The sequence below is a fragment of the Streptomyces sp. NBC_01445 genome, from assembly GCF_035918235.1.
Lineage (GTDB): Bacteria > Actinomycetota > Actinomycetes > Streptomycetales > Streptomycetaceae > Streptomyces.
This window is the reverse complement of sequence record NZ_CP109485.1, coordinates 6398131-6422429: the sequence shown is the minus strand read 5'-3', so window position 1 is coordinate 6422429 and position 24299 is coordinate 6398131. Positions and strand designations below refer to the sequence as shown.

The 24299-nt window shown below is 70.1% G+C and carries 21 protein-coding genes and 1 tRNA gene; 12 read left to right on the top strand and 10 right to left on the bottom strand.

The genetic code is table 11. From position 1 onward, the window contains the following. Positions 1-17: 17 nt before the first annotated feature. Complete coding sequence (locus OG574_RS29305; RefSeq protein ID WP_326775643.1) at positions 18-1712, bottom strand: beta-N-acetylhexosaminidase; 1695 nt, start codon at positions 1710-1712, stop codon at positions 18-20. 204 nt (positions 1713-1916) lie between these two features. After that, on the bottom strand, positions 1917-3497 hold the full coding sequence (locus OG574_RS29300) for a purple acid phosphatase family protein (RefSeq protein WP_326778664.1): 1581 nt from the start codon (positions 3495-3497) through the stop codon (positions 1917-1919). A 212-nt stretch (positions 3498-3709) separates the two neighbouring features. Here OG574_RS29300 and OG574_RS29295 point away from each other — a divergent pair, with 212 nt between their 5' ends. Continuing rightward, positions 3710-3967: a hypothetical protein gene (locus OG574_RS29295; RefSeq protein ID WP_100594082.1), complete on the top strand. Its 258-nt coding sequence runs from the start codon at positions 3710-3712 to the stop codon at positions 3965-3967. 17 nt (positions 3968-3984) lie between these two features. Further along, entirely contained in the window at positions 3985-5802 is a 1818-nt protein-coding gene (gene glmS, locus OG574_RS29290) for a glutamine--fructose-6-phosphate transaminase (isomerizing) (RefSeq protein ID WP_100594081.1), read from the top strand. Positions 5803-5930: 128 nt separating this feature from the next. Here glmS and OG574_RS29285 read toward each other — a convergent pair whose 3' ends face one another. Both OG574_RS29285 and OG574_RS29280 read right to left on the bottom strand, forming a co-directional pair. Then, positions 5931-6500 carry a GPR1/FUN34/YaaH family transporter gene (locus OG574_RS29285; RefSeq protein WP_326775642.1) on the bottom strand — a complete coding sequence of 190 codons (570 nt, stop codon included), beginning with the start codon at positions 6498-6500 and terminating at the stop codon, positions 5931-5933. A gap of 148 nt (positions 6501-6648) precedes the next feature. Beyond that, a complete protein-coding gene (locus tag OG574_RS29280) occupies positions 6649-7173 on the bottom strand; it encodes a universal stress protein (protein ID WP_326775641.1) in 525 nt (174 codons plus the stop codon). Between the two features lie 330 nt (positions 7174-7503). On the opposite strand from OG574_RS29280, the gene OG574_RS29275 reads away from it, so the two are divergent. From OG574_RS29275 to OG574_RS29260, 4 genes are all read left to right on the top strand, one after another. After that, positions 7504-7860, top strand: a complete 357-nt coding sequence (locus OG574_RS29275) for a hypothetical protein (protein WP_398376326.1) — start codon at positions 7504-7506, stop codon at positions 7858-7860. Positions 7861-8267: 407 nt separating this feature from the next. Then, the gene (locus OG574_RS29270; RefSeq protein WP_326775640.1) at positions 8268-9479 is read left to right on the top strand and encodes a helix-turn-helix domain-containing protein; all 1212 of its coding nucleotides are present in this window, start codon (positions 8268-8270) and stop codon (positions 9477-9479) included. Positions 9480-9489: 10 nt separating this feature from the next. After that, entirely contained in the window at positions 9490-10092 is a 603-nt protein-coding gene (gene orn, locus OG574_RS29265) for an oligoribonuclease (RefSeq protein WP_100594077.1), read from the top strand. Positions 10093-10213: 121 nt separating this feature from the next. Next, positions 10214-10286: transfer RNA gene (locus tag OG574_RS29260), tRNA-His, on the top strand. A 102-nt stretch (positions 10287-10388) separates the two neighbouring features. Here the strand turns inward: OG574_RS29260 and OG574_RS29255 are convergent. Beyond that, positions 10389-11435, bottom strand: coding sequence for a LacI family DNA-binding transcriptional regulator (locus OG574_RS29255; protein WP_326775639.1), 1047 nt, complete (start codon positions 11433-11435; stop codon positions 10389-10391). 254 nt (positions 11436-11689) lie between these two features. Here OG574_RS29255 and OG574_RS29250 point away from each other — a divergent pair, with 254 nt between their 5' ends. The 4 genes from OG574_RS29250 (at position 11690) to OG574_RS29235 (ending at position 16478) form a co-directional block, all read left to right on the top strand. Beyond that, the gene (locus OG574_RS29250; protein WP_326775638.1) at positions 11690-13018 is read left to right on the top strand and encodes an ABC transporter substrate-binding protein; all 1329 of its coding nucleotides are present in this window, start codon (positions 11690-11692) and stop codon (positions 13016-13018) included. Further along, the gene (locus tag OG574_RS29245; protein ID WP_326775637.1) at positions 13015-14046 is read left to right on the top strand and encodes a carbohydrate ABC transporter permease; all 1032 of its coding nucleotides are present in this window, start codon (positions 13015-13017) and stop codon (positions 14044-14046) included. The genes OG574_RS29250 and OG574_RS29245 overlap by 4 nt, the downstream gene beginning before the upstream one ends. Then, positions 14043-14945, top strand: a complete 903-nt coding sequence (locus tag OG574_RS29240; protein ID WP_326775636.1) for a carbohydrate ABC transporter permease — start codon at positions 14043-14045, stop codon at positions 14943-14945. The genes OG574_RS29245 and OG574_RS29240 overlap by 4 nt, the downstream gene beginning before the upstream one ends. A 66-nt stretch (positions 14946-15011) precedes the next feature. Next, positions 15012-16478: a GH1 family beta-glucosidase gene (locus OG574_RS29235; RefSeq protein ID WP_326775635.1), complete on the top strand. Its 1467-nt coding sequence runs from the start codon at positions 15012-15014 to the stop codon at positions 16476-16478. Positions 16479-16774: 296 nt separating this feature from the next. Here the strand turns inward: OG574_RS29235 and OG574_RS29230 are convergent, their stop codons facing one another. From OG574_RS29230 to OG574_RS29220, 3 genes are all read right to left on the bottom strand, one after another. Next, a complete protein-coding gene (locus OG574_RS29230; RefSeq protein ID WP_326775634.1) occupies positions 16775-18256 on the bottom strand; it encodes a glycoside hydrolase family 18 protein in 1482 nt (493 codons plus the stop codon). Positions 18257-18429: 173 nt separating this feature from the next. Continuing rightward, positions 18430-19830: a sensor histidine kinase gene (locus OG574_RS29225; RefSeq protein ID WP_326775633.1), complete on the bottom strand. Its 1401-nt coding sequence runs from the start codon at positions 19828-19830 to the stop codon at positions 18430-18432. Then, entirely contained in the window at positions 19827-20534 is a 708-nt protein-coding gene (locus OG574_RS29220; protein ID WP_326775632.1) for a response regulator transcription factor, read from the bottom strand. The genes OG574_RS29225 and OG574_RS29220 overlap by 4 nt, the downstream gene beginning before the upstream one ends. Positions 20535-20653: 119 nt before the next feature. Between OG574_RS29220 and OG574_RS29215 the strand changes: the two genes are divergently transcribed. After that, on the top strand, positions 20654-21187 hold the full coding sequence (locus tag OG574_RS29215; RefSeq protein ID WP_326775631.1) for a hypothetical protein: 534 nt from the start codon (positions 20654-20656) through the stop codon (positions 21185-21187). A 4-nt stretch (positions 21188-21191) separates the two neighbouring features. Here the strand turns inward: OG574_RS29215 and OG574_RS29210 are convergent, their stop codons facing one another. Together OG574_RS29210 and OG574_RS29205 are read right to left on the bottom strand one after the other, a co-directional pair. Further along, the gene (locus OG574_RS29210) at positions 21192-22073 is read right to left on the bottom strand and encodes a spermidine synthase (RefSeq protein WP_100594069.1); all 882 of its coding nucleotides are present in this window, start codon (positions 22071-22073) and stop codon (positions 21192-21194) included. Positions 22074-22151: 78 nt separating this feature from the next. Continuing rightward, positions 22152-22589: a hypothetical protein gene (locus tag OG574_RS29205; RefSeq protein ID WP_326775630.1), complete on the bottom strand. Its 438-nt coding sequence runs from the start codon at positions 22587-22589 to the stop codon at positions 22152-22154. 288 nt (positions 22590-22877) lie between these two features. On the opposite strand from OG574_RS29205, the gene OG574_RS29200 reads away from it, so the two are divergent. Next, positions 22878-24275 carry a tetratricopeptide repeat protein gene (locus OG574_RS29200; protein ID WP_326775629.1) on the top strand — a complete coding sequence of 466 codons (1398 nt, stop codon included), beginning with the start codon at positions 22878-22880 and terminating at the stop codon, positions 24273-24275. Positions 24276-24299 lie beyond the last annotated feature (24 nt).

Here is a 24299-nt window from a genome sequence, read left to right as displayed (position 1 = left end):
CACTTGCCTGCTGTGACCTAGCCTGCGGGCCAGGGCACCTGCGTCGACTTGTAGTAGCCGATGCCGAGCGCGTCCCAGCGCGGAGCCTGCGCCGCGAGCCGCACCTTGTACGTGTTCCAGTCGTGCGTGGCCTCGGGCGACCAGCCGAGTTCGGCGACACCCGGCAGCCTCGGGAAGGCCATGTACTCGACCTGCGCCGAGGTCGACAGGGTCTCCGACCACAGCGGCGCCTCGACGCCCTGGACGGCCGACGCCGGCACGCCCGGAAGGTAGCTGCCCGGGTTCCAGTCGTACGAGCGCTGCACCTCGACGTACCCGGCCCAGGCGAGGCCGAGCGGGGTGTCCTTGTTGTACTTCATGTCGAGGTAGAGCCGGTCGGCCGGCGACATGACGATCCCCGTCCCGTTCTGCGCCGCCGCCGCGACCTGCGCCTTCTCGGCCGCGCTGGTCCCGTCGAGACCCCAGTACTGGGCGAGGGCGCCCTTCGCCGGAGTGGCGCCGGTCAGCTGGTGCCAGCCGATCACGGTCTTCCCGTACTTGGCGACGATCGGCTGCACCTTGTCCATGAAGGTGACGTAGTCCTCATGGCTGGTGGAGTGCGCCTCGTCGCCGCCGATGTGGAGGTACTTGCCGGGCGTGATGGCGGCGAGCTCACGGATCACGTCGTCGACGAAGTCGTACGTGCGGTCCTTGTTGACGCACAGCGAGCTGAAGCCGACGTTCGTGCCGGTGTAGAGCGGTGGCGCGACACCGTCGCAGTTCAGCTCCGCGTAGGAGGCGAGCGCCGCGTTCGTGTGGCCCGGCATGTCGATCTCGGGGATGACCTCCAGATACCGCGAGGCGGCGTACTGGACGATCTCCTTGTACTGGGCCTTGGTGAAGTAACCGCCCTGCCCGCCGCCGACCTGAGTGGACCCGCCGTAGGTGGCGAGCTTCGGCCAGGAGTCGATGGCGATGCGCCACCCCTGGTCGTCGCTCAGGTGCAGATGCAGCTTGTTGACCTTGTACAGGGCGAGTTCGTCGATGTAGCGCTTGACCTTGTCGACGCCGAAGAAGTGACGGGAGACGTCGAGCATGGCGCCGCGGTAGCCGTACCGGGGGCTGTCCTCGATGGTGCCGCCCGCGACGAGCCACGGACCGGCCTGCTTGCTGCTCTTCTCCACCTTGGCGGGCAGCTGCTGGCGCAGGGTCTGCACCCCGTGGAAGAGACCGGCGGCCTTGTGGGCGGTGATGGTGACGGAGCCGCGACCGGACACGAGCCGGTATCCCTCGGCTCCCAAGTCCTTTGCTCTGCCGCTCAGTTCGAGCCGGATGCCATCGCGTCCGCCGTCACCCGTGACCGGCAGCCGATAGCCGGTGGAGGGCCGGAGGACGTCCGCGAGATAGCCCGCGACGCGCCGCGCCTCCTTCGAGTCCTTCTCGACGCGGATCCGCGTCTTCGAGGTGATCTCGTACGCCGGTCCGCCCGCGGCCACCGAGGCCGGAGCGGGCACGATCTGGCCCAGCGGGGTCGCGGCGGCGGATCCCGCACCCGGTGACGGGGCGGCGCCGACGGCGGACACCCCCGCGGCCGCGACGAGCAGCAGCGACCCGAACAGCCGGGCGGTCCTGCGGCGCTGCTTCTGTTGCTGTCTCACAAACGGTCCCTTCGACGAGCGACTGGGTCGTGGATCGCGGGGGGTTTCACATCTGTGCAGCCGAACAGTCACCATGGGTACCGTCCGCCCCATGAGCGGGTCAAGGGTGTAGACCAATTCTCACCGTGTGGACGCCAGAATCCCGGCATGGCGTGCCGGGGCGAACTGGCCGTTCACGCAGCCGCGTCGGCGGCCGTTCAGCACGGCGAAGAGCTTGGCGCCGAGGAGGACGTGGCGCAGGGCCCGCCCCTTCCCGAAGGGGCGGGCCCTGCCGTGGCCTCAGCCCCGCCGCACCTTGCGGGCGATGACGAAGCGGTCGATCTCCTCGCCGCTCTCCGCGAGGCCCCGCACCGTCAGCTTCGCCGTGTGGCCCGCCGGCGCCGGCTCCACGTCGACGCGCAGGAACGAGTAGTTCGTGTAGCGCACGCGCGACCAGTCGACGGTGATGTCCTTCTTGCTGCCGTCGGGCTGGACGACGAAGGACGTGAAGGGGTCGATCTCCTTCTCGTGCCCCTCGTACGTGTCGTCGACCGGGAACGCGTACAGGCTCCGGCCCGCGGCGCCCGCGGTGACGTACACAATGCCGTCGGTCTCGGGGTACGCCGTGCCGCCGATCGGCAGCTCCTTGGTGACCCGGTCACCCTTGAGCACGTCGGTGCGCTCGTAGACGTGGTTGTGCCCGTTGATGACAAGGTCGACGGTGTACTTCTCGAACAGCGGCACCCACTCCTTGCGCACGCCGCCCTCGGAGGCGTGGCTCGTGGCGGTGCAGTACGCGCAGTGGTGGAAGAAGACCACGATGAAGTCGATGCCGCGGTCGGCGCGGAACTTCTTCAGCCGGCGCTCGAACCACGAGGTCTGCGTGCCGCCGGACAGGCCGAGGTTGGCCGGGATCTCCCAGGACACGTCGTTGGCGTCGAGCGAGATGACCGCCGTGTTGCCGTGCACGAAGGAGTAGACGCCGGGCAGGTTCTCCGCGTCGGGGCCGTTGTCCGGCAGGGTGAAGCGGGCCTGCTGGCTGCCGTACCCGTGCGGCGCGTACCAGGCCTCCATGTCGTGGTTGCCGTACGCGACCATCCACGGCACCTGCTTGGCGACGGACTCCGTCTGGGCGAGGAACTGGTCCCAGGTGCGGGCGTCGAAGGTGTCGCTGGTCTGGCCCGAACCCGACGGGTCGGCGTAGGCGATGTCTCCGGCGTGCAGGTGGAACGCCGGGTTCTGCGCCAGGATCAGGCTGTCGTTGGCCAGGGCGTGGTAGCTGACGCCCTGGTCGCCGAAGGCCGTGAAGGTGAACGGCTCGCCGTGCGAGGGCGCCGTCCTGAAGGTGCCGAGCGTGCCGGCCAGGTGCGCGGCGGCCGGGTCGAAGCCGTCGTGGCCGACGCCGTAGTAGTAGGTGGTGCCGGGGCGCAGCCGGGTCAGCTGGGCGTGGAGGTAGTACTGGGTGTGGTCGGCGCCGGTGCCGACCCCGGCCGGGGTGTAGAGGGGCCGGACCTCGGCTTCTATCTTCCGCGAGAGGTCCCAGGGGTGGACGCCGACGCGGATGTACGGGTTCTTGACGGCGACCGGGACCTGCCAGGAGACGGTCATCTCGGTACGGGCGTCCGTGCCGTAGGCGAGGTGGCGGGCGAAGGGCGCGACGAGCGCGCCGTCGACCTTCTGGGCGGCGGGTACGTGGCCGGGGGTCCGCCCGGTCTGGGTGGGAACGGCGGCGCTCGCGGCGCCCGGCACGAAGGCGCCGCCCGCGATCGCGCCCAGGGTGACGGCGCCGCCGCGCATCATCGTGCGGCGGGAGAACTTGCTGCGCAGGTACTCGTGCTGCTCGGCCAGGCTCCGGTCTGCGAGCTGCTCGGGTACGCCCATACGGGGAATGTCCATGACCAGAAAAGTTGCTCGGGTCACTCATCCCGGCCGGATACGGCATGTGAACGCAACGGGAACAAGCGGCATGGCGCCCTTCAAGCCTTGACCACAGCTGTCCCAAGAACCCCAGCACCCATGCCGGATGACGCACTCCTGCCCGATATCGGGCAGAATTCTTGCGAACAGTCCCCTCTTCCTCCAGGATCATGCGAGTGCACGACGAACTTGTTGATCACCTGACGCGCAGTTCGCCCCTGAACCGGGGCGAGGCACTGCGGGTGATCCAGGACGTGCTCGCCTACTTCGACGAGACGACCGAGGTGTTCGTCCGTCGCCGCCACCGCGAGCTCCAGGGTCAGGGCCTGGTGAACGCGGAGATCTTCGAACGGATCTCGGCGGACCTGAAGTACCGCGCGGTCGCGCCGCCCGAGCTGTCCCTGCGGCAGCTTCGGCGCATCGTCTACGGCTAGAGGGGATCAGTACACATATGTGCGGAATTGTCGGTTACATCGGTAAGCGTGACGTGGCACCACTGCTGCTCGAGGGGCTGCAGCGCCTGGAGTACCGCGGCTACGACTCCGCGGGCGTCGTCATCACCAGCCCGAAGGCCAACGGCCTGAAAATGGTGAAGGCCAAGGGCCGCGTGCGCGACCTGGAGGCCAAGGTGCCCGCCCGCTTCAAGGGCACCACGGGCATCGCCCACACCCGCTGGGCCACCCACGGCGCACCGTCCGACGAGAACGCGCACCCCCACATGTCCGCGGACAACAAGGTCGCCGTCGTCCACAACGGCATCGTCGACAACGCCTCCGACCTGCGCGCGAAGCTGACCGCCGAGGGCGTCACCTTCCTCTCCGAGACGGACACCGAGGTCCTCACCCACCTCATTGCCCGCTCCCCCGCCGAGAAGCTCGAGGACAAGGTCCGCGAGGCGCTCCGGCTGATCGAGGGCACGTACGGCATCGCCGTGCTGCACGCCGACTTCCCCGACCGCATCGTGGTGGCCCGCAACGGCTCCCCGGTCGTCCTCGGCATCGGCGAGAAGGAGATGTTCGTCGCCTCGGACATCGCCGCCCTCGTCGCCCACACCCGCCAGATCGTCACCCTCGACGACGGCGAGATGGCCACCCTCAAGGCCGACGACTTCCGCACCTACACGACGGAGGGCACGCGCACGACCGCGTCCCCGACCACCGTCGAGTGGGAGGCCGCCTCGTACGACATGGGCGGTCACGACACGTACATGCACAAGGAGATCTTCGAGCAGCCGGAGGCCGTCGACCGCGTCCTGCGCGGCCGCATCGACGAGCGCTTCTCCGCCGTGCACCTGGGCGGCCTCAACCTCGATGCCCGCGAGGCGCGCAGCGTGCGCCGCGTGAAGATCCTCGGCTGCGGCACCTCGTACCACGCGGGCCTGATCGGCGCGCAGATGATCGAGGAGCTGGCGCGCATCCCCGCGGACGCCGAGCCGGCCTCCGAGTTCCGCTACCGCAACCCGGTCGTCGACCCCGACACCCTGTACATCGCCGTCTCCCAGTCCGGCGAGACGTACGACGTCCTCGCCGCCGTGCAGGAGCTGAAGCGCAAGGGCGCCCGCGTCTTCGGCGTCGTGAACGTCGTCGGCTCGGCGATCGCCCGCGAGTCGGACGCCGGTGTGTACGTCCACGCGGGCCCCGAGGTCTGCGTCGTGTCGACCAAGTGCTTCACCAACACCACGGTCGCGTTCGCGCTCCTCGCCCTCCACCTCGGCCGCATCCGCGACCTGTCCGTCGCCGACGGCAAGCGGATCATCGAGGGCCTGCGCAAGCTGCCCGGGCAGATCACGCAGATCCTGGAGCAGGAAGAGCAGATCAAGAAGATCGCCGAGGAGTACGCCGACGCCCGCTCGATGATGTTCATCGGCCGGGTCCGTGGCTACCCCGTCGCCCGCGAGGCCTCGCTCAAGCTCAAGGAGGTCTCGTACATCCACGCCGAGGCCTATCCCGCCTCCGAGCTGAAGCACGGCCCGCTCGCCCTGATCGAGCCGGCGCTCCCCACGGTCGCGATCGTCCCGGACGACGACCTCCTGGAGAAGAACCGCGCCGCCCTCGAGGAGATCAAGGCCCGCTCGGGCCGCATCCTCGCGGTCGCGCACCAGGAGCAGGAGAAGGCCGACCGCACGATCGTCGTCCCGAAGAACGAGGACGAGCTCGACCCGATCCTCATGGGCATCCCGCTCCAACTCCTCGCCTACCACACGGCGTTGGCCCTGGGCCGCGACATCGACAAGCCGAGGAACCTGGCGAAGTCGGTCACGGTCGAGTAGGCAGCCCCCGCAGTACGAGTACAGAAGCTGCGAGTAAAGAAGAACGGGTCCCCATGCGCGCCACCAAGCGCACAGGGACCCGTTCTTTATGGGGGGCCGGGGGCGCCCATTCCCCCGGCCCGCAGCTGTCAGCCGGTGGCCGTCACCCCCCGGCCGGCAGCACGCCCCGGCAGGGCCGTGGGCAGCCCGCCCAGCGCGGCCGTCGCCGCGTACCAGGCGAGCAGCCCGCCCACCGCGGCGAACCAGCCGCCGACCTTGGCGAGCCCGGCCGTGTCACCGAACGCGGCCACGGCGAGCAGCAGCAGGGCCACACACAGCGCCCCGTACGCCGCGCGCACGAGAGTCCCGGAGCCGGCGGCCCCGAGGGTCAGGCTCAGGGCGAGCAGCGCGAAGAGAAGCAGGAACAGCCCTTGTGCGTTGGCCGACATGGGATCGCCTGCCGTGACGCCCCAGGTGAACCAGAACGCGCCGAGCGCGGCGAAGGCCGTACCCGTCGAGGCGTCACTGGCGCGGTAGGCGAGCAGGCCGGCGACGAACAGGGCGATGCCACCGACGTATGTCGCGAGGGATACGGCGTTCGCGGCCGTCACGCCGTCGATCACTTCGGTATGACCGAGGCCGAAGGCCAACAGGGTGAGTCCCAGGGCGAGATGGCCGAGAGTGGAGGTCGTGCTTCCCGCGGAGACGTCTTTGTCCACGGCGGGCTCCCTTCGTGCGGGTGCAGTTGTGCTGCGCGCGGTACTGGGCCCTGCGATGGTCCAGCGACCGGTATGTACCCTTCACAAAGGCACAAAGCACCTCTACGCGCGAGTAGGATTCGCCCATCTCACCTGGGGCTCAAGGGAGTTACGGGATGACTATGACCGGGCGCCTGGCGCGCCGCGCGAGCCGTCCCGCGACCGAGCCGAAGATCCGGCCGACGATCCCGTGCGTGGAGCCGACGACGATCGCGTCGGCCTCGTACTCCCGGCCCACCTCTTCGAGTTCGTGGCAGATGTCGCCGCCGCGCTCGACGAGAATCCAGGGCACCTCGGACAGATACTCCGCACACGCGAGTTCGAGCCCGAGCACCTCGGTGCGGTGGTCCGGCACATCGACGAAGACCGGCGGCTCGCAGCCCGCCCACACCGTGGTGGGCAGCCGGTTGGCGACGTGGACGATGATCAGGCCGGAGCCCGAACGGTGTGCCATGCCGATGGCGTAGGCGAGGGCCCGCTCGCTGGAGGTCGAGCCGTCGAAGCCGACGACCACTCCGTGCTTGAAGGCGGGATCGCAGGACTGACGTGTTTCTTCCGCCGCCTGGGGGGTCGCCGTGGGATCGGCGACCTGCCGCTTGCGGTCCGCGGGTTCAGGGAATTCGTGACCGGCCATGGGTATCTCGGCGATTAGGTCCTCTGGATCCTCGACGGATCCTCGGTGGAGGGACGACAGGGAGCGGCGGAGCTGTGTCCGGGAATCATCTTCCCAACCCCATACCCCCAAGGGTACGGCGACACTCCCCCTCTGCCCAGAGTCGTCTGCCCGGTTAAGCGCACGCTCCGCGGCGTTCAGGGGAGCATGCCCGAGGCCGCGCCCGTATGGCAATGGTTGCTGCCCCGTACAGACGGTTTGGGTACGGTACCGGCACCCCCGGTTCGGCCGAGTGACCGGTCGCACGACCACGCGTTGAACGTGCGTACCCACAGCAACAGGGAGCGCGCCGTGCCCGGACCGTCCATCGTGTACCCGTCCGCCGACGCTCCATGCGAGGAGCCGCCGCCCGAGGGCCGACGGGAGGCGACGCAGGCGTCCCGCACGGACACGGTGAGCGACGTCGTCCGCTGGGCGGCGTTCAGCTGCGTCCTGGTCCCGGTCATCCTGGTGGGATACGGCTTCTCACTGGCCGGGGCGATGGGTGCGGCGCTCGGGCTCGCCGCGGTGACCGGGGTCTGCCGGGTGCTGCTGCGCCAGTCCGAAAGGGGCGCGGCGCAGTCGGCTCCGGTACGGTCCTGCGATCACAGGGGCCGGCGCGGCAGGACGGTGCCGGGGGCGCGCAAGGGCGGTCGCCGCACGGGATGATGTGCGCCGGGGGGCTGACTGGTTCCCGCGCACTACTGCGTATATTTTCAGCCAACTTCGCCCGGCCATGCATTTCTTGCCGTCACCCGCCTCCAACCCCCGCGCCACCAGGCATGAAAGGACCGTAGAAGGCGCTTGCACCCTACGGGGACCGGCCACTGAGTTGAGGCGCACTTCCCTGCAACGCCCCTGAGTGCCACGCTTCGTGATCGAATGCTTCACGCCAAGTTGCCATGTCGACAATCTGCCGGATCCTCAACTGGTCACGACGAGACCACCGGACACAGTAGATTCGATCATGACTGTCCATCGGCGGGGGACTCTGCAGGACCGAGGGGAAACGTGCTGGAGCGACAAGCCCGTCACACTACAAAGGGCGCCGCGACCACCGAGGGGGGCTTAGCGGGATGAGCCACGACTCCACTGCTGCGCCGGAGGCCGCAGCTCGGAAGCTTTCCGGGCGACGCCGCCGGGAAATAGTCGCGGTGCTGCTGTTCAGCGGCGGACCCATCTTCGAAAGTTCCATTCCGCTCTCCGTGTTCGGCATCGACCGCCAGGACGCCGGGGTACCGCGTTACCGGCTGCTGGTGTCCGCCGGCGAGGAAGGCCCGCTGCGCACGACGGGCGGCCTCGAACTCACCGCGCCCCACGGGCTCGACGCGATCTCGCGGGCGGGCACCGTCGTCGTGCCCGCGTGGCGGTCGATCACCTCGCCGCCACCGGAGGAAGCCCTCGACGCGCTGCGCCGCGCGCACGAGGAAGGCGCGCGCATCGTCGGACTGTGCACCGGCGCCTTCGTGCTCGCCGCGGCCGGCCTGCTCGACGGCCGGCCGGCGACCACCCACTGGATGTACGCGCCGACGCTGGCCAAGCGCTACCCGTCGGTCCACGTGGACCCGCGCGAGCTCTTCGTGGACGACGGTGACGTCCTGACGAGCGCCGGGACCGCGGCCGGTATCGACCTGTGTCTGCACATCGTGCGCACGGACCACGGCAACGAGGCGGCCGGAGCGCTCGCCCGCAGACTCGTGGTCCCGCCGCGCCGCAGCGGCGGCCAGGAGCGCTACCTCGACAGGTCTTTACCTGAGGAGATCGGCGCCGACCCGCTGGCCGAGGTCGTCGCCTGGGCGCTGGAGCACCTCCACGAGCAGTTCGACGTGGAGACCCTCGCCGCGCGCGCCTATATGAGCCGCCGCACCTTCGACCGCCGGTTCCGCTCCCTCACCGGAAGCGCTCCCCTGCAGTGGCTGATCACCCAGCGGGTGCTGCAGGCCCAGCGGCTCCTGGAGACCTCCGACTACTCGGTCGACGAGGTCGCCGGGCGCTGCGGCTTCCGTTCGCCGGTCGCCCTGCGCGGGCACTTCCGGCGCCAGCTCGGCTCGTCCCCGGCCGCGTACCGCGCGGCCTACCGGGCCCGCAGACCGCAGCCGGAGAAGCCGGTGGAGATCGCGGCGGCGCCGGGACCGGAGACCCCGGTCCCGGCCCAGTCACGGCGCACCGCGGCGGCCGGAACCTACCCGGGACCCACCGCCTCACTGCCGACAGATCCGGGCAAACCCAGCTCGGACGCGTATGCGGCGGGGCGCGCGAGTCTGCCCGGGCAGAGGAGTGCGCCGTAGGGTAAGGCGTATGAACGATCGCATGGTGTGGATCGACTGCGAGATGACCGGGCTCTCGCTGGCGAATGACGCGCTCATCGAGGTGGCCGCACTGGTCACCGACTCTGAGCTGAACGTACTCGGCGACGGTGTGGACATCGTGATCCGCCCGCCGGCCGAGGCCCTGGAGACCATGCCCGAGGTGGTGCGGCAGATGCACACCGCCTCGGGCCTCCTCGACGAGCTCGCGGGTGGCACGACGCTCGCCGACGCCGAGGAGCAGGTGCTCGCGTACGTACGCGAGCACGTCAAGGAACCGGGCAAGGCGCCCCTGTGCGGGAACTCGGTCGGCACCGACCGCGGCTTCCTGCTCCGGGACATGCCGACGCTGGAGGACTACCTCCACTACCGGATCGTCGATGTGTCCTCGGTCAAGGAACTGGCGCGCCGCTGGTACCCGAGGGCGTACTTCAACAGTCCGGACAAGAACGGCAACCACCGCGCGCTCGCCGACATCCGCGACTCCATCGTCGAGCTGCGTTACTACCGCGAGGCGGTCTTCGTCCCGCAGCCGGGACCCGACTCCGACACCGCGAAGAAGATCGCGGCCAAGCACGCGCTGCCTGCGGAATAGCAGCTCGCACCGCGTTTCCGTCCCCTGTGTACGGGGTCCGGAAAAGGCGTGCGCGAGCACCCCTTCGGACCCTGTACACTTTTTCTCGGCCGGTCGGAAGAAACACAAACGACCGGACATGGTGGGTGTAGCTCAGTTGGTAGAGCACCTGGTTGTGGTCCAGGTGGCCGCGGGTTCAAGTCCCGTCACTCACCCTGAATGATCAAGGCCCCGGTTCGAAAGAACCGGGGCCTTGATCGTTGTGGCACCCCGCGCCGCTCAGGACGACACGCGCGCCTGAGGCCGACGCGCACCCCTCAGGACGAAGCGCGCTCCACCAGTTCGTTCGGAAGGACCAGCTGACGGCCGTCGAGTGCGCGGGACGCGACCGGGCGGCGGTCGGCGATCTCGGCGAGGAGCAGGTCGATCATGGCGCGGCCCATCTCCTCGATCGGCTGGCGGACGCTGGTCAGGGGCGGGTCCATGTGCCGGGCGATCGCCGAGTCGTCGTAGCCGACCAGGGCGACGTCCTCGGGTATACGGCGCCCCGCCTCGCGCAGCACCTGGCGGGCGCCCGCCGCCATCACGTCCGACCCGGCGAACACCGCGTCCACTTCGGGGCAGCGCTCCAACAGCTCGGCCATCGCGCGCCGGCCGCCCTCCTCAGTGAAGTCCCCCGGCACGATGAGCCGCTCGTCCACCTCGCGGCCGGCCGCGCCGAGGGCGGCGCGGTAGCCGTCGACGCGGCGCTGGGCGCCGTACACGTCGAGCCGGCCCGTGATCGTGGCGATGGCGGTGCGGCCGCGGCTCAGGAGGTGTTCGACGGCCGAGTACGCGCCCGCGAAGTTGTCGGAGTCCACCGAGGGCAGCGTCTCGGCGGCGGAGCGACGGCCGCTGATGACGGCGGGGATCTCCAGCTGGCCGAGCAGATCGGGCAGCGGGTCGTCGGCGTGGACGGACACCAGCAGGACGCCGTCGACGCGGTGGGCCGCGAGGTACTGGGCGAGGCGCTGCCGCTCCCGGTCGTTGCCCGCGAAGATCAGCAGGAGCTGCATCTCGGTCTCGGCGAGCTGGGCGCCGACGCCGCGCAGCATGTCGGAGAAGTAGGGCTCGGCGAAGAAACGTGTCTCCGGTTCGGGCACGACGAGGGCGATGGCGTCGGTGCGGTTGGCGGCGAGGGCGCGGGCCGCCGTGTTCGGTACGTAGCCGAGCTCGGCGACGGCGGCCTCGACCGCGGCACGGGTCGCGTCGCTCACCCGGGGCGATCCGTTGATCACCCGGGAGACCGTGCCCCGGCCCACACCCGCGCGGGCGGCGACCTCCTCAAGAGTCGGACGCCTGCTGTGTGTGCCGCGAGCCGCCATGACTCCTACCTCCCCAGGTCTCACGCGGAATCTAACAGCCCTGTAACCGCGCCAAGTTGTCACTGCCGGGTGTCTTGACACCCCCGGGCCGAGCGACGACTCTTCAACACATCACCGGTGGGAGCGCTCCCACTCTACTGGACGCCTACAGAAGCCGCACGTTCCCCGCCCGAGCCGCACGTGAACAAACGGGCGTAGCAAGGCAGTTGGCCGGGGTTGGCACTTCAGAGCAAGTGAGTACTTTGGAGGACGCAATGCGCACGACTGCCCGCACGTCCCGACGCGCGATGACCTTCGCGGTCGTCGCCGCCCTGGCCACAGGGCTGCTCGCCGGATGCGCGACCGATGACGACTCAGGATCCGACGGCGGTTCGAGCGGGGGTGCCGGCAACAAGGGCGGCACCACGGTCACGATCGGCACGTTCGGCGTCTTCGGCTACAAGCAGGCCGGGCTCTACGACGAGTACATGAAGCTGCACCCGGGCGTGACGATCAAGGAGAACGTCACCACCCGCACCGACGTCTACTGGCCGAAGACGCTCACCCGGCTGCAGGCCGGATCCGGCACGGACGACATCCAGGCGATCGAGGTCGGCAACATCACCGAGGCCGTCCAGACGCAGGCCGACAAGTTCGTCGACCTCGGCAAGGAGGTCGACAAGTCGCAGTGGCTGGACTGGAAGAACGCCCAGGCCACCACCAAGGACGGCAAGCTCATCGGGCTCGGCACGGACGTCGGCCCGATGGCGATCTGCTACCGCAAGGACCTGTTCGAGAAGGCCGGTCTGGAGACCGACCGCACCAAGCTCGCCGCGCAGTGGAAGGGCGACTGGAACAAGTACGTCGACCTCGGCAAGCAGTACATGAAGAAGGCGCCGGGCAAGACCAAGTACGTGGACTCCGCGTCCTCCGTGTACAACGCGGCGCTCGGCGGTGAGTCCCAGAGGTACTACGACAAGGACGGCAACGTCATCTGGGACAAGTCCAGCGGCGTGAAGAAGTCCTGGAACGCGGCCATGGAGGTCGCGACGAGCAACATGTCGGCCAAGCTGAAGCAGTTCGACAAGCCGTGGGACCAGGGCTTCGCCAACGGCACCTTCGCCACGGTGGCCTGCCCCGCGTGGATGCTCGGCTACATCCAGGAGAAGTCCGGTGACTCCGGCAAGGGCAAGTGGGACGTGGCGGCCGCGCCGACCGCGGCCAACTGGGGCGGCTCGTTCATCGGCGTACCGACGGCGAGCAAGCACCAGAAGGAGGCCATCGCCCTGGCGAAGTGGCTGACCGCGCCCGCGCAGCAGGCGAAGGTGTTCGCCAAGCAGGCCAGCTTCCCGTCGACACCTTCGGCGTACGCCGGCCTGAAGCCGCAGGCCGCGACGACCACGTTCTTCTCCGACGCGCCCCTGACACAGATCTTCTCCGACTCGGCGAAGACCATCCCGGTCCAGGTCTTCGGCATCAAGGACCAGCCGATCGGCACCGCGATCACCGACACCGGCATCCTCCAGGTCGAGCAGAAGGGCAAGTCGCCCGCGCAGGGCTGGGACGCGGCCACCAAGGAAGTCAAGGACGTGCTCGACCAGTGACCAGCTCCGACGAGGCTCTCGCGCAGTCCGCGACGAGCGCCGACACCGCGCCCGGCTCCCAGGAGCCGGGCGCGGCCCGGGGCGCTCAGGGCCGCGGTACGGCGCCGACCGGCGCCGGCACCTGGCGCAGCCGGCTGTACCGCTGGGACATGAAGGCGTCCCCGTACGCGTTCATCTCCCCCTTCTTCATCATCTTCGGCGCCTTCTCACTGGTGCCGCTGCTCTACACCGCCTGGTACTCGCTGCACCATGTGCAGCTGTCGAACCTGGACGGCCAGACCTGGGCGGGCCTGGACAACTACACGAACCTCTTCCAGTCGGACTTCTTCTGGAACGCGCTGAAGAACACGTTCACCATCGGCGTGATCTCGACCGTGCCGCAGCTGATCGCGGCGATCTGGCTCGCGCACATGCTCAACTACCGGCTGCGCGGCTCCACCGTGTGGCGCGTCGTCATGCTCACCCCGTACGCCACCTCGGTGGCGGCGGCGACGCTCGTCTTCGTGCTGCTCTTCTCGCCCGACACCGGAATGATCAACTGGGCGCTCGACCTGGTCGGCATCGACCCGGTCAACTGGCGTGAATCCGACTGGGGTTCGCAGGCAGCGGTCTCCTCGATCGTGATCTGGCGGTGGACCGGATACAACGCGCTGATCTATCTGGCGGCGATGCAGGCCATCCCGGCCGACCTGTACGAGTCGGCGGCCCTGGACGGCGCGAACCGCTGGCAGCAGTTCCGGCACGTGACCATTCCGATGCTGCGTCCGACGATTTTGTTCACGGTGGTCGTCTCCACGATCGGTGCGACACAACTCTTCGGCGAGCCCCTGCTGTTCGGCGGTGTCAGCGGCACCAAGGGCGGGTCCGAGCACCAGTACCAGACGCTCGGCCTGTACATGTACGACCAGGGCTGGATCGTCGGCAACCTCGGCAAGGCGTCCGCGATCGCCTGGTCGATGTTCCTGATCCTGCTCATCGTGGCCGCGGTCAACCTGCTGATCACCCGACGGCTGAGGAAATCCCAATGACCACCATCACCGACGCGACACCGCCTCAGGTCGCGCAGGACGCCGAACCGCCGCGTCGGCGGCGGATCCTGGGCGCGGGCAAGCAGCTGCACGCGGGTCCGGTCACGTACCTCGTGCTGATCCTGTTCGCCGTGATCTCGCTCGCCCCGCTGCTGTGGACGACGATCGCGGCCTCACGCACCAACACCCGCCTCGCGCAGACACCACCCCCCTTCTGGTTCGGCGGAAACCTGTTCAAGAACCTGGAGACCGCCTGGAACCAGGCCGGCATGGGCACCGCGATGTGGAACACCATCCTCGTGGCGGCGACCGTCACCGTCGGCACGGTGCTGTTCTCCACGCTCGCCGGTTTCGCCTTCGCCAAACTACGTTTCCGATTCTCGACCACGCTGTTGCTGATAACCATCGGCACGATGATGATCCCGCCCCAACTTGCGGTGGTCCCGCTGTACTTGTGGATGACGGACCTGGGCTGGGCGAACCATCTGCAGACGGTCATCCTGCCGACCCTGGTCAGCGCTTTCGGTACGTTCTTCATGCGCCAGTACCTGGTCCAGGCGCTGCCCACCGAACTCATCGAGGCCGCCCGGGTCGACGGGGCGAGCAGTCTGCGGGTCGTCTGGCACGTGGTCTTCCCGGCGGCGCGCCCGGCGATGGCGGTGCTCGGCCTGCTGACGTTCGTGATGGCGTGGAACGACTTCCTGTGGCCGATCATCGCGCTCAACGGAGAGAACCCGACGGTCCAGGTGGCCCTCAACCAACTGGGCACCGGCTACATCCCCGACGACTCGGTGATCATGGCCGGCGCCCTGCTCGGCACGCTGCCGCTGCTGATCGCGTTCCTGCTGTTCGGCAAGCAGATCGTGGGCGGCATCATGCAGGGCGCGGTAAAGGGCTGACGTTTTTTGGGGGCCGCCGCAAGCGGCGGCCCCACCCCACAACTTCCTACCGATGGGAGCGCTTCCATGCCTGAGCCCATTACCCAGACACCCACAACAGATCCCACCCCCGCATCCCCCGCCACCCCCACTTTCCCGCCGAACTTCCTCTGGGGAGCGGCGACATCGGCGTACCAGATCGAGGGGGCGGTGAGGGAGGACGGCAGGACGCCGTCGATCTGGGACACCTTCAGCCATACGCCGGGCAAAACGGCCGGCGGTGAGACGGGCGACATAGCGGTGGACCACTACCACCGCTACCGGGACGACGTGGCGCTCATGAAGGACCTGGACCTGGGCACGTACCGCTTCTCGGTCTCGTGGCCGAGGGTGCAGCCCACGGGCCGCGGCCCGGCGGTCCAGCGGGGCCTGGACTTCTACCGACGCCTGACGGACGAACTCCTGGCCAAGGGCATCAAGCCGGCCCTGACGCTCTACCACTGGGATCTGCCGCAGGAACTGGAGGACGCGGGCGGCTGGCCGGCACGCGACACGGCGTACCGCTTCGCGGAGTACGCGGGCATGGTCGGCGAGGCGCTGGGCGACCGGGTGGACTTCTGGATCACGCTCAACGAGCCGTGGTGCAGCGCGTTCCTGGGCTACGGCTCGGGTGTGCACGCGCCAGGCAGGACGGACCCGGCGGCAGCGCTCCGAGCGGCCCACCACCTCAACCTGGCCCACGGCCTGGCAACACAGGCACTGCGCCAAACGCTGCCACCCCGAGCGGAAGTAGCAGTAAGCCTCAACTCCTCGACGGTCAGGCCACTTTCACCCGAAAGCCCGGCCGACAACGACGCCCGACGCCGCATCGACAACCTGGCCAACGGCGTGTTCCACGGCCCGATGCTGCACGGGGAGTACCCGGCGGACCTGATCACGGACACCGCGAGGATCACGGACTGGTCGTTCGTGCACACGACGGACCTGGCGGCGATCCACCAGCCCCTGGACGCTCTGGGCCTCAACTACTACACGCCGTCCCTGGTCTCCGCGGCCCCGTCAGCACCGGCCACCCGGGCCGACGGCCACGGGGCGAGCGACCACTCGCCCTGGCCGGGAGCGGATGACATCGCGTTCCACCAGTCCCCGGGCGAGCGCACGGAGATGGGCTGGACGATCGACCCGACGGGCCTGCACGACCTGATCATGCGCTACACCAGGGAGGCGCCGGGCCTGCCGCTGTACATCACGGAGAACGGCGCGGCGTACGACGACAAGCCGGACCCGGAAGGCCGGATCCACGACCCGGAGCGCATCGCGTACCTCCACGGCCACCTGTCCGCCGTACACCGCGCGATCAAGGACGGCGCGGACGTCCGTGGCTACTACCTCTGGTCGCTGATGGACAACTTCGAGTGGGCGTACGGCTACGAGAAGCGCTTCGGGGCGGTCCACGTGGACTACGCGACCCAGAAACGTACGCCGAAGTCGAGCGCGTACTGGTACGCACAAGCGTCACGCACCAACACACTCCCGCCCCCACCGCAGAAGTAGCACCGGCGGTCAGCCGCGTACGAGACGGGAGGGGACGCGGGGGCATGTGCGCGCGCAGCCACCAGCACCACGCACGGGCAATCAACCAGCAGACGGTGGCCCATAGAACAGCGAGCACGTGCATGCCCCCGCGGCCCCGCACCCGACAACAAACCCGGCGAAACGGCGGCGCACCCAAAAGGCGAGCCGCACCAGGCGGCGGCACCCCTCAGAACGAACCGGAACACAAAGGCGCGCCCCGGCCGAGTGGGGGATGGGGATCCGGCCGGGGCGCGCAGCTTCCCGTGGGGGGAGAGCTACTTGAAGGAGGCGAAAGCCTTCTGGAAGGCGTTCGCAGACTGCTCGATCGAGGAGCAGGTCGGCTGGGCCGAGTTGGACGCCCCGCCCTCGCACGCCTTGTCGCGGGTGGCGGACCACATCGACAGACCGCCCAGGCCCTTCTCCTTGGCGAAGGTGACCAGCTGCGTGGCGTCGTCGACCTTGAAGATCTCGGACGAGACGTCGTTGACACCGATCATCGGGGTGACCGCGACGGCCTTCCAGGCAGCGGCGTCGGACAGCCCGAGCGCGCTCTTGATCTGCGCCTGCGTGGCGGTAGCGGCCTGCTCGGCGTACGTGCCCATGTCGCCGCTGTACGAGGCGCCGTAGTCCATCGCCATGATGTTGACGAGGTCGGTCGAGACACCGTTGGACTTGGCGTTCTTCAGGAAGTTCACGCCGTCGGACGTGAGGCCCTCGGGCATCACGGGGAGCGTGAAGGAGACGTTCAGCTCCGGGTTGTTCTTCTGCAGCGTGGCGATGGCCTGGGCGCGCTTGGTGTTGGCGGCGGTGTCCGGCAGGGCGCCGCCCTCGACGTCGAAGTCGACCTTGGTGAGCTTGAACTGGTCGATGACCTTCTGGTAGGCCGCCGCGAGGTCGGAGGCCGAGGAGCAGGCCTGCGCCAGCTCGGTGCCGGACGCGCCGCCGAAGGAGACTCGCACGTCGCCACCGGTGGCCCTCAAGTCCCCGATCTGCGCGGCGACTTCGTCACTGCCGAGGTCGGTGACGCCGCCCCACTTCGGGGTGCAGGATCCGCCGGAGGTGATGAAGGCGAGGTTGAACTCCTTGACGCCGGTGGCCTTGGAGGAGGCGACCAGGTCGAACTTCGGGTAGAGCGAGGTGTCGACGTACGGGGCGAAGCCGCCCGCGGCCGCGGTGCCGGAACCCGTACCGGAGGACGAGGACGGCGAGGGACCGGCCGTCGACGTGGCGGTCGCGGTGGGCTTGGCGGTCGCTGAAGCGGAAGCGCTGGCGCTCGGGGTGGGCGTCGCGGACTCCGTGGGCCGGCCGCTGGGCTCCGGAGTGGCCCCGTCATCCACGGAGCACTTGGCCCCGTTGATGAGGCACCCGGCCGGATCGGAGTCGCCGGTGACGACGAACCCGACGGTCACGGACTTCCCGGCGGCGATGCCTTCCTTGTCCCAGGAGGCGGCCTTCACGGTGACGTGCGAGCCGGAGACGGACGACTCGGCGTTCCAGAGGGAGCCGAGCTTGGTGCCGGACGGCAGGTCGAACTCCAGCTTCCAGTCCGACTGGGACTTGTCCGAGTCGTTCTTGACGACGTACTGGGCGGTGTACCCGCCGGACCACTCACTGGTCTTGGTGTACGCGGCGCCGACGCCCGCGGCCTGCGCCGTACCGGAGAACAGGAAGGCGCCGCCGCCCACGACGGCCGCGGCGACGAGCCCGCCTATCGCCTTGTTCCTGCCGCTGACCCTGCGCCGGTGCGTGCTGCTCATCGCGTGCCTGCCTTAGCTGTACGGGGGTGGGGGTGCGGCAGCACGCTAGCGATCCGGAACCCGGCAAATGGGGCACCGGTACCGGCGGTTGAGGTTCTTATGGAGGGCTTAAGGAAGCCATCGGAACGGATTAAAGGTAGAGACCAACCCCGAAACGATGAGGTCCCACCCGACTACACAGCGGCACCGGACCCGGCGCCGGCGCCCCGCTTCCGGCCACGCCGCACCCCACCCCGGTGCCCCCGCCGCACAGCCCCACCGGACCCGGGCCCCCGCCCGTCCAGCTGCACCCAGATCCGCACCTCGGTCCCCCCGAGCACGGAGGACCCGATGCGCACATCGCCGCCGGTCGACTCGGCGAGCCGACGGACGATGTCGAGCCCGAGCCCGGTGGACCCGTCACTGCCGGAACCCCGCCCACGGGCCATCGCGGCATCCGGGTCCAGAATCCCGGGCCCCGCATCCGAAACGAGCACGATCACGGCGTCCTCGCCGCTGTGCACGTCGACGGCGAAGGCGGTGCCTTCAGGCGTATGGCGAAAGACATTCCCGAGCAGCGCGTCGAGCGCGGCAGCCAGCTCCCCGCGGGCCACGGGGATACGTACAGGCCGGTCAACGCCGGCAACGCGCACCTTGCGCCCCTCGTCCTCGGCGAGCGCGGACCAGAAGTCCATGCGCTCACGGATGACCTCGGCGGCATCGCACCCGGCCCCCGGCCCCGCGGCGGCGGTCTGCGGCTTGGCGTCGCGGGCGGTACGGATGATGGTGTCGACCTCGCGCTCCAGCTGCTCGACGGCGGCACGGGTCTGCTCGGCGGCGGCGCCCTCCCCCAGCGAGACGGCGTTGAGCCGCAGAACGGTGAGGGGCGTACGCAACCGATGGGAGAGATCGGCCGCCAGCTCCCGCTCGTTGGCGAGCAGTTGAACGACCTGATCGGCCATGGAGTTGAACGCGACGGCCGCCAGCCGAAGTTCCGTGGGCCCGTCCTCCGGAACACGCGCCCCGAGCTTCCCCTCGCCCAGATCGTGCGCGGCGGAGACGAGCCGCTGGGCGGGCTGCACCATGCGTACGCCGAGCCGGTCGGCGACGGCGACGGACCCTATGACGAGGGCGACGCCGACGCCGGCCAGGACGAGCCACGCGGTGGCGACGCCATTGGTGACCTCGGACTCCGGCACGAACACCTCGACGACGGCGATGCCGGAGCTGACGGCGATGGGCTGGAGCCACACGGACCCGCCGGGCACATCGGCGACGGTGGCCTGCCGGAGGCCGACGTGCCCGTCACCGGCGCGCGACGTGCCGACCTGGATCGCCGGGGCGCCGCCGGAGGCCGGGATGTACACGGCCATGCGGCCGTCGGCGCCGGCCTCGGTGGAGGCGACGGCGCGGGTCAGTTCGTCGCGGTCGGTGGTGATGGAGAGGGTGGGCCCGATCGCGGCGGCGGTCCGCTCGGCGTTGGAGAAGGCGCGGTCCCTGGCCATCTCCTTGATGACGAGGCCGAGTGGAACCGCGAAAGCGACGACAACCATGGCGGTGACGGCGAGGCACACCTTGACCAGGGCCCACCTCATGCCGGCCCGCCCTCCGGCCGCGGCGGCTCCAGCTTCACGCCGACGCCCCGCAGGGTGTGCAGATAACGCGGCCGGGCGGCCGTTTCGCCCAGTTTCCTGCGTAGCCACGACAGATGCACGTCGATGGTCTGATCGTCCCCGTACGACTGCTGCCACACCTCGGCGAGGAGTTCCTTGCGGGGTACGACGACGCCGGGCCGGCCCGCGAGGAAGGTGAGCAGGTCGAACTCGCGCCGGGTGAGATCGAGCCGCGCCCCGTCCAGCTCGGCCTGGCGCCGCAGCGGGTCTATCGCGAGGCCGCCGACCTGGAGGAGGCGCGAGGGCGGCTCGGCGGCGGCGCTGGAGCGCGCGCGGCGCAGCACGGCGGCCATGCGGGCGGACAGGTGCTCGGGCGAGAACGGCTTGGTGAGGTAGTCGTCGGCGCCGTCGTTGAGGAGCCGGACGATCTCGGTCTCGTCGTCGCGGGCCGTGGCGATGATCACGGGTACGTCGGTGATGCCGCGCAGCATCTTCAATGCCTCGGATCCGTCCAGATCGGGCAGACCGAGATCGAGAATCACGACGTCGAAACGGAAATGGGCGACCTCGCGCAGCGCCTCCAGGGCCGTGCCGACGCTCCGTACGGTGTGGGAGGCCTCGGTCAGGTGCCGGATGAGGGCCGAGCGCACGAACTGGTCGTCCTCGACCACGAGCACACTTGCCATGGGCGGCACCGTACGCCATACGGGGGACCCCGGTCCTCCTTCCGCCCAGGTCCGGGGCAACCCCGGTCCCCCCGGGACACGGGTGTGGCGGGTGCGGCAGTATGGCCGCGATGCACCCCATGCGCAGAGGACTTGTTCACACGGCTGCCTGGCTGCTGGCCACCGGCGCGGCCGTCACGCTGTCGTGGTGGGGCGTGCACACGGTGATGGCGGGCACGGCGTACGACCCGCCGCGTGCGGTGCCGATCGCCGCGGGAGCGGTGGAGGCGCGGTCGTCGTCGACGCACCGCCCGGAGCCGTCACCGTCAGGGTCGCCGTCCCGCTCCGCATCGCAGAAGCCGTCGCACTCCCCCGGCTCGGCCACCCCGTCCCCGAGCCGCCCGGCGAAACCGAGCACCTCCGCGAAGCCGCCCGCGTCTGCGTCGGCGTCCGGCACGGTGAAGGGCTACGCGACGGCGGGCGGCCGTGCCGTGTTCGACCTGGGCAAGGATTCGGCGACGCTGGTCTCGGCGACACCCGCGGCCGGCTGGTCGGTGCAGGTGTGGAAGGACTCGACGTGGATCAGGGTGGAGTTCACCTCGGGCACGGACAAGGTCTCGGTGTTCTGCACGTGGCACGACCACGCGCCGAGTGTGGAAGTCGCCAAGTACTGAACGTCTACCGGAAGACGGAAGGCGGAGGAGCGGGCGAAGCGACGGCATCCGAGTCGCTGACGGCACCGGCTCCCCCGGTGAAGTCCGAGAGGGACTTGCCGTGTTCGACGCGGGCGGGGTGCGGATCACCGGCCGCGCGCCGGGTCAGTTCGGCAACGGGCAGCACCCGGCCGGAGGCGACGAGCACGGCGTTGCCGAAGCGCTTGCCGCGCAGGACGGCGGGGTCGGCGACGAGGGCGAGCTCGGGGAAGACGGCCGCGGCGGTGGCGATCTGGCCGCGCAGATGCGCGAGGGGCGGCCCGTCGGCGAGGTTGGCGACGTAGCACCCGTCGGGCTTGACCACGCGGCGTACCTCGGTGAGGAACTCGGCGCTGGTGAGGTGCGCGGGCGTACGCGCCCCACTGAACACGTCGGCTATCAGGAGGTCGGCCCAGCCGTCGGGAAGTTTCGCGAGCCCCTCGCGGGCGTCACCGGCGCGGACGCGTATCCGGGAGCCGGGGTCCAACGGCAGTTCGCGGCGCACCAGTTGGATGAGCGCCTCGTCGCGTTCGACCACTTGCTGGGTGGAGCGGGGGCGGGTCGCGGCGATGTAGCGGGCGAGGGTGAAGGCGCCGCCTCCCAGGTGCACGGCGTGCACGGGGCGGCCCTTGTCCACGGCGAGGTCGATGACATGGCCGATCCTGCGCTGGTACTCGAATTCGAGGTGCCCGGGATCGCCGAGGTCGACATGCGACTGCGGGGCGCCGTCCACGAGCAGCGTCCAGGCGCGCGGCCGGTCCCGGTCGGGTATCAGCTCGGCGAGCCCGCCGTCGACGGCCTCGACGACGGCCTCCCGGCCGCCACGGGCCGCTCCGGCCTGCTTGTTCTTTGCCCTTGCCCTTGCCATCCGTCCATTATCGACGGGCGGCGACCAGTCGGCCCAGCGGCCGCTGGGCCAGGGTCCACAGGCGCCCGGCAGGCGGCCTCAGCAGCAGTTGTCCGCGGCTTCGATCATGCGGGCCGCCTCGCCGAGCGCCGCCCTCAGGACCGTCGGGTCGGTGACGAGCTCGGCCCCGCCGGGCGGGAGCAGCCAGCCGCCGCCCTCCACGGGGGCGGGCGGCACGGGGCCCGCACCGGGGCCGCGCTTCTGCGAGGACGACGCGGGGGTGTGGGTGCAGGCGCTGCCGGGGACGTCCCAGCCGTCGGCGGTGCCGGGCGGCACGAGGAAGCCGAGGGTGTCGCAGTCCCCGTCGTGCAGGACCGGGCCGACGGCCTCGGTGGCGCCGCGGCGCAGGATGTCGACCGCTTCGAGGCCCTGCCGGGCCGGGACGGTCACCACGTCGCAGGACGCACTGTCACGGGGTGGCGCGCTGTGGTCCTGGGTCGGCCGGTGCCGCGCCGTCGAAAGTGATGCCTCCAACACGTCAGCCCCTCCTCGCTCTCGCGTACGGGTTGCACGACCGGAACGCGACCGCTCCGGCCCCGCAAGGTTCAACGCCCGTAAGCGTCAACAGCTACGGCGGTACGCCGCCGCAAAGGATGGCACTTCATGGCGGATGCGGGGTGAGATATCCGGTTTGTAGCTAAACACTGTGTGTCGGGGTCGTTACAGCAGGTACCTTCGTGCCCCGTCGGAACAGGGGTTGCACCAGGGCCCACAGAGACCCAACTCCCCGGTGATCCGGCACGGTTCGCACGAGAGGGCCCGGTCATGACGCCGTCACCGGTGGCATCGTCAGCGCAGTCCCCGCGGCCGAATCTCGCCTTCAGGCGGCTGCGTGGGCAGCGCTCTCCCGGCGAGTTCGCAGCCGCGGTGCGACGGGCCGCCCGGGAGATCGGCGAGCGGGTCAGCTGCGACGCGCGCTACATCGGGCGGGTGGAGGCCGGCGAGATCCGCTGCCCCAACTACGCGTACGAGCGGGTGTTCCTGCACATGTTCCCCGGGCGCTCGCTCACGGACATGGGGTTCGCGCCCCGCTCGGCCGTACGCGGCCGGGCGGCCCGCCCCGCAGACCCCGTACCCCTCGCGCACACCGAGTTCGAGTACCCGCACCACGACGAGGAGAGCGACGTGCGGCGTCGCGCATTCATGACCGGAGGGACGGCCACCGTGGCCATCGCCTCCCTGGCGCCCTTCGGCATCGCGGCCGACGGCACGGCAGCCCACGCGGCGAAGTCGACCGCGGCGGGCCACGGCGGGCGCGCGGCGCCCGCGGCCGGTGTCGGCGCGGTCGAGGAGGCCATCCGCCGGATCCGGCTGCTCGACGACCGGCACGGCGCCGACGGGCTCTACAAGAGGGCCGCGGCCCCGCTGCGTACGGCGTTCGCGCTGCTCGACGCGGGGACGGCGGCGCCCGGCACGGCCGAGCGGCTCCAGGCCGGGGCGGGTGAACTGGCCATCTCCGTCGGCTGGCTGGCGCACGACTCGGGCCGCTTCGACGACGCGCGCTCGCACTACGCGGAGGCGCTGGCCACCGCGCGCGTGGCGGGCGACCCGGCCCTTGAGGCGCACGCGTTCTGCAACACGGCATTCCTGGCGCGGGACGCCGGGCGGCCGAGGGAGGCGGTGCGGGCGGCGCAGGCGGCCACGCGCGTCGCGGCCCAGCTGGCCTCGCCGAGACTGCTCTCGCTGCTCGCGCTGCGCGAGGCCGGCGGCTGGGCGGGGCTCGGGGACCGTACGGGGTGTGAGCGGGCCCTGGCCCGGGCGCAGGCCCTCTTCGCACGCGGGCGGTCGGACGACGACCCGGAGTGGATGACGTTCTACGGCGAGGCCGAGCTGGAGGGCCTGGAGGCGCAGTGCTACTCGGCGCTGGGCGACTGGACGCGCGCCGCCCGGCACGCGCGCCGCGCAGCTGCCCTCCAGGACCCGCACTTCACCCGGAACATCGCCTTGTACACGGCGGAGCTGGCCGACGACCTCGCGCGCGCCGGACAGCCCGACGAGGCCGCGTCCGCGGGGATGCGGGTCCTGCACCTGCTGACCGAGGTCCAGTCGTCGCGCATCCAGTCGATGCTGGCGACCACCGCGCGCGTGCTCCTTCCGCACCGCAGGGCGTCGGGCGTCTCGGCGTTCCTGGAGCAGCACGCGTCGGCTCCGCGCACGGCGTGAGCCCTACGGGCGCCGCTATCGCCG

What these genes read in the sequence shown, in the direction of transcription:
- OG574_RS29305 (WP_326775643.1), bottom strand. Translation starts at nt 1,712, where the DNA reads ATGGTGACTGTTCGGCTGCACAGATGTGAAACCCCCCGCGATCCACGA.
- OG574_RS29215 (WP_326775631.1), top strand. Translation starts at nt 20,654, where the DNA reads ATGCGCAGAGGACTTGTTCACACGGCTGCCTGGCTGCTGGCCACCGGC.
- OG574_RS29225 (WP_326775633.1), bottom strand. Translation starts at nt 19,830, where the DNA reads ATGAGGTGGGCCCTGGTCAAGGTGTGCCTCGCCGTCACCGCCATGGTT.
- OG574_RS29280 (WP_326775641.1), bottom strand. Translation starts at nt 7,173, where the DNA reads ATGGCCGGTCACGAATTCCCTGAACCCGCGGACCGCAAGCGGCAGGTC.
- OG574_RS29210 (WP_100594069.1), bottom strand. Translation starts at nt 22,073, where the DNA reads ATGGCAAGGGCAAGGGCAAAGAACAAGCAGGCCGGAGCGGCCCGTGGC.
- orn (WP_100594077.1), top strand. Translation starts at nt 9,490, where the DNA reads ATGAACGATCGCATGGTGTGGATCGACTGCGAGATGACCGGGCTCTCG.
- OG574_RS29240 (WP_326775636.1), top strand. Translation starts at nt 14,043, where the DNA reads ATGACCACCATCACCGACGCGACACCGCCTCAGGTCGCGCAGGACGCC.
- OG574_RS29300 (WP_326778664.1), bottom strand. Translation starts at nt 3,497, where the DNA reads ATGGGCGTACCCGAGCAGCTCGCAGACCGGAGCCTGGCCGAGCAGCAC.
- glmS (WP_100594081.1), top strand. Translation starts at nt 3,985, where the DNA reads ATGTGCGGAATTGTCGGTTACATCGGTAAGCGTGACGTGGCACCACTG.
- OG574_RS29255 (WP_326775639.1), bottom strand. Translation starts at nt 11,435, where the DNA reads ATGGCGGCTCGCGGCACACACAGCAGGCGTCCGACTCTTGAGGAGGTC.
- OG574_RS29270 (WP_326775640.1), top strand. Translation starts at nt 8,268, where the DNA reads ATGAGCCACGACTCCACTGCTGCGCCGGAGGCCGCAGCTCGGAAGCTT.
- OG574_RS29220 (WP_326775632.1), bottom strand. Translation starts at nt 20,534, where the DNA reads ATGGCAAGTGTGCTCGTGGTCGAGGACGACCAGTTCGTGCGCTCGGCC.
- OG574_RS29235 (WP_326775635.1), top strand. Translation starts at nt 15,012, where the DNA reads ATGCCTGAGCCCATTACCCAGACACCCACAACAGATCCCACCCCCGCA.
- OG574_RS29230 (WP_326775634.1), bottom strand. Translation starts at nt 18,256, where the DNA reads ATGAGCAGCACGCACCGGCGCAGGGTCAGCGGCAGGAACAAGGCGATA.
- OG574_RS29200 (WP_326775629.1), top strand. Translation starts at nt 22,878, where the DNA reads ATGACGCCGTCACCGGTGGCATCGTCAGCGCAGTCCCCGCGGCCGAAT.
- OG574_RS29250 (WP_326775638.1), top strand. Translation starts at nt 11,690, where the DNA reads ATGCGCACGACTGCCCGCACGTCCCGACGCGCGATGACCTTCGCGGTC.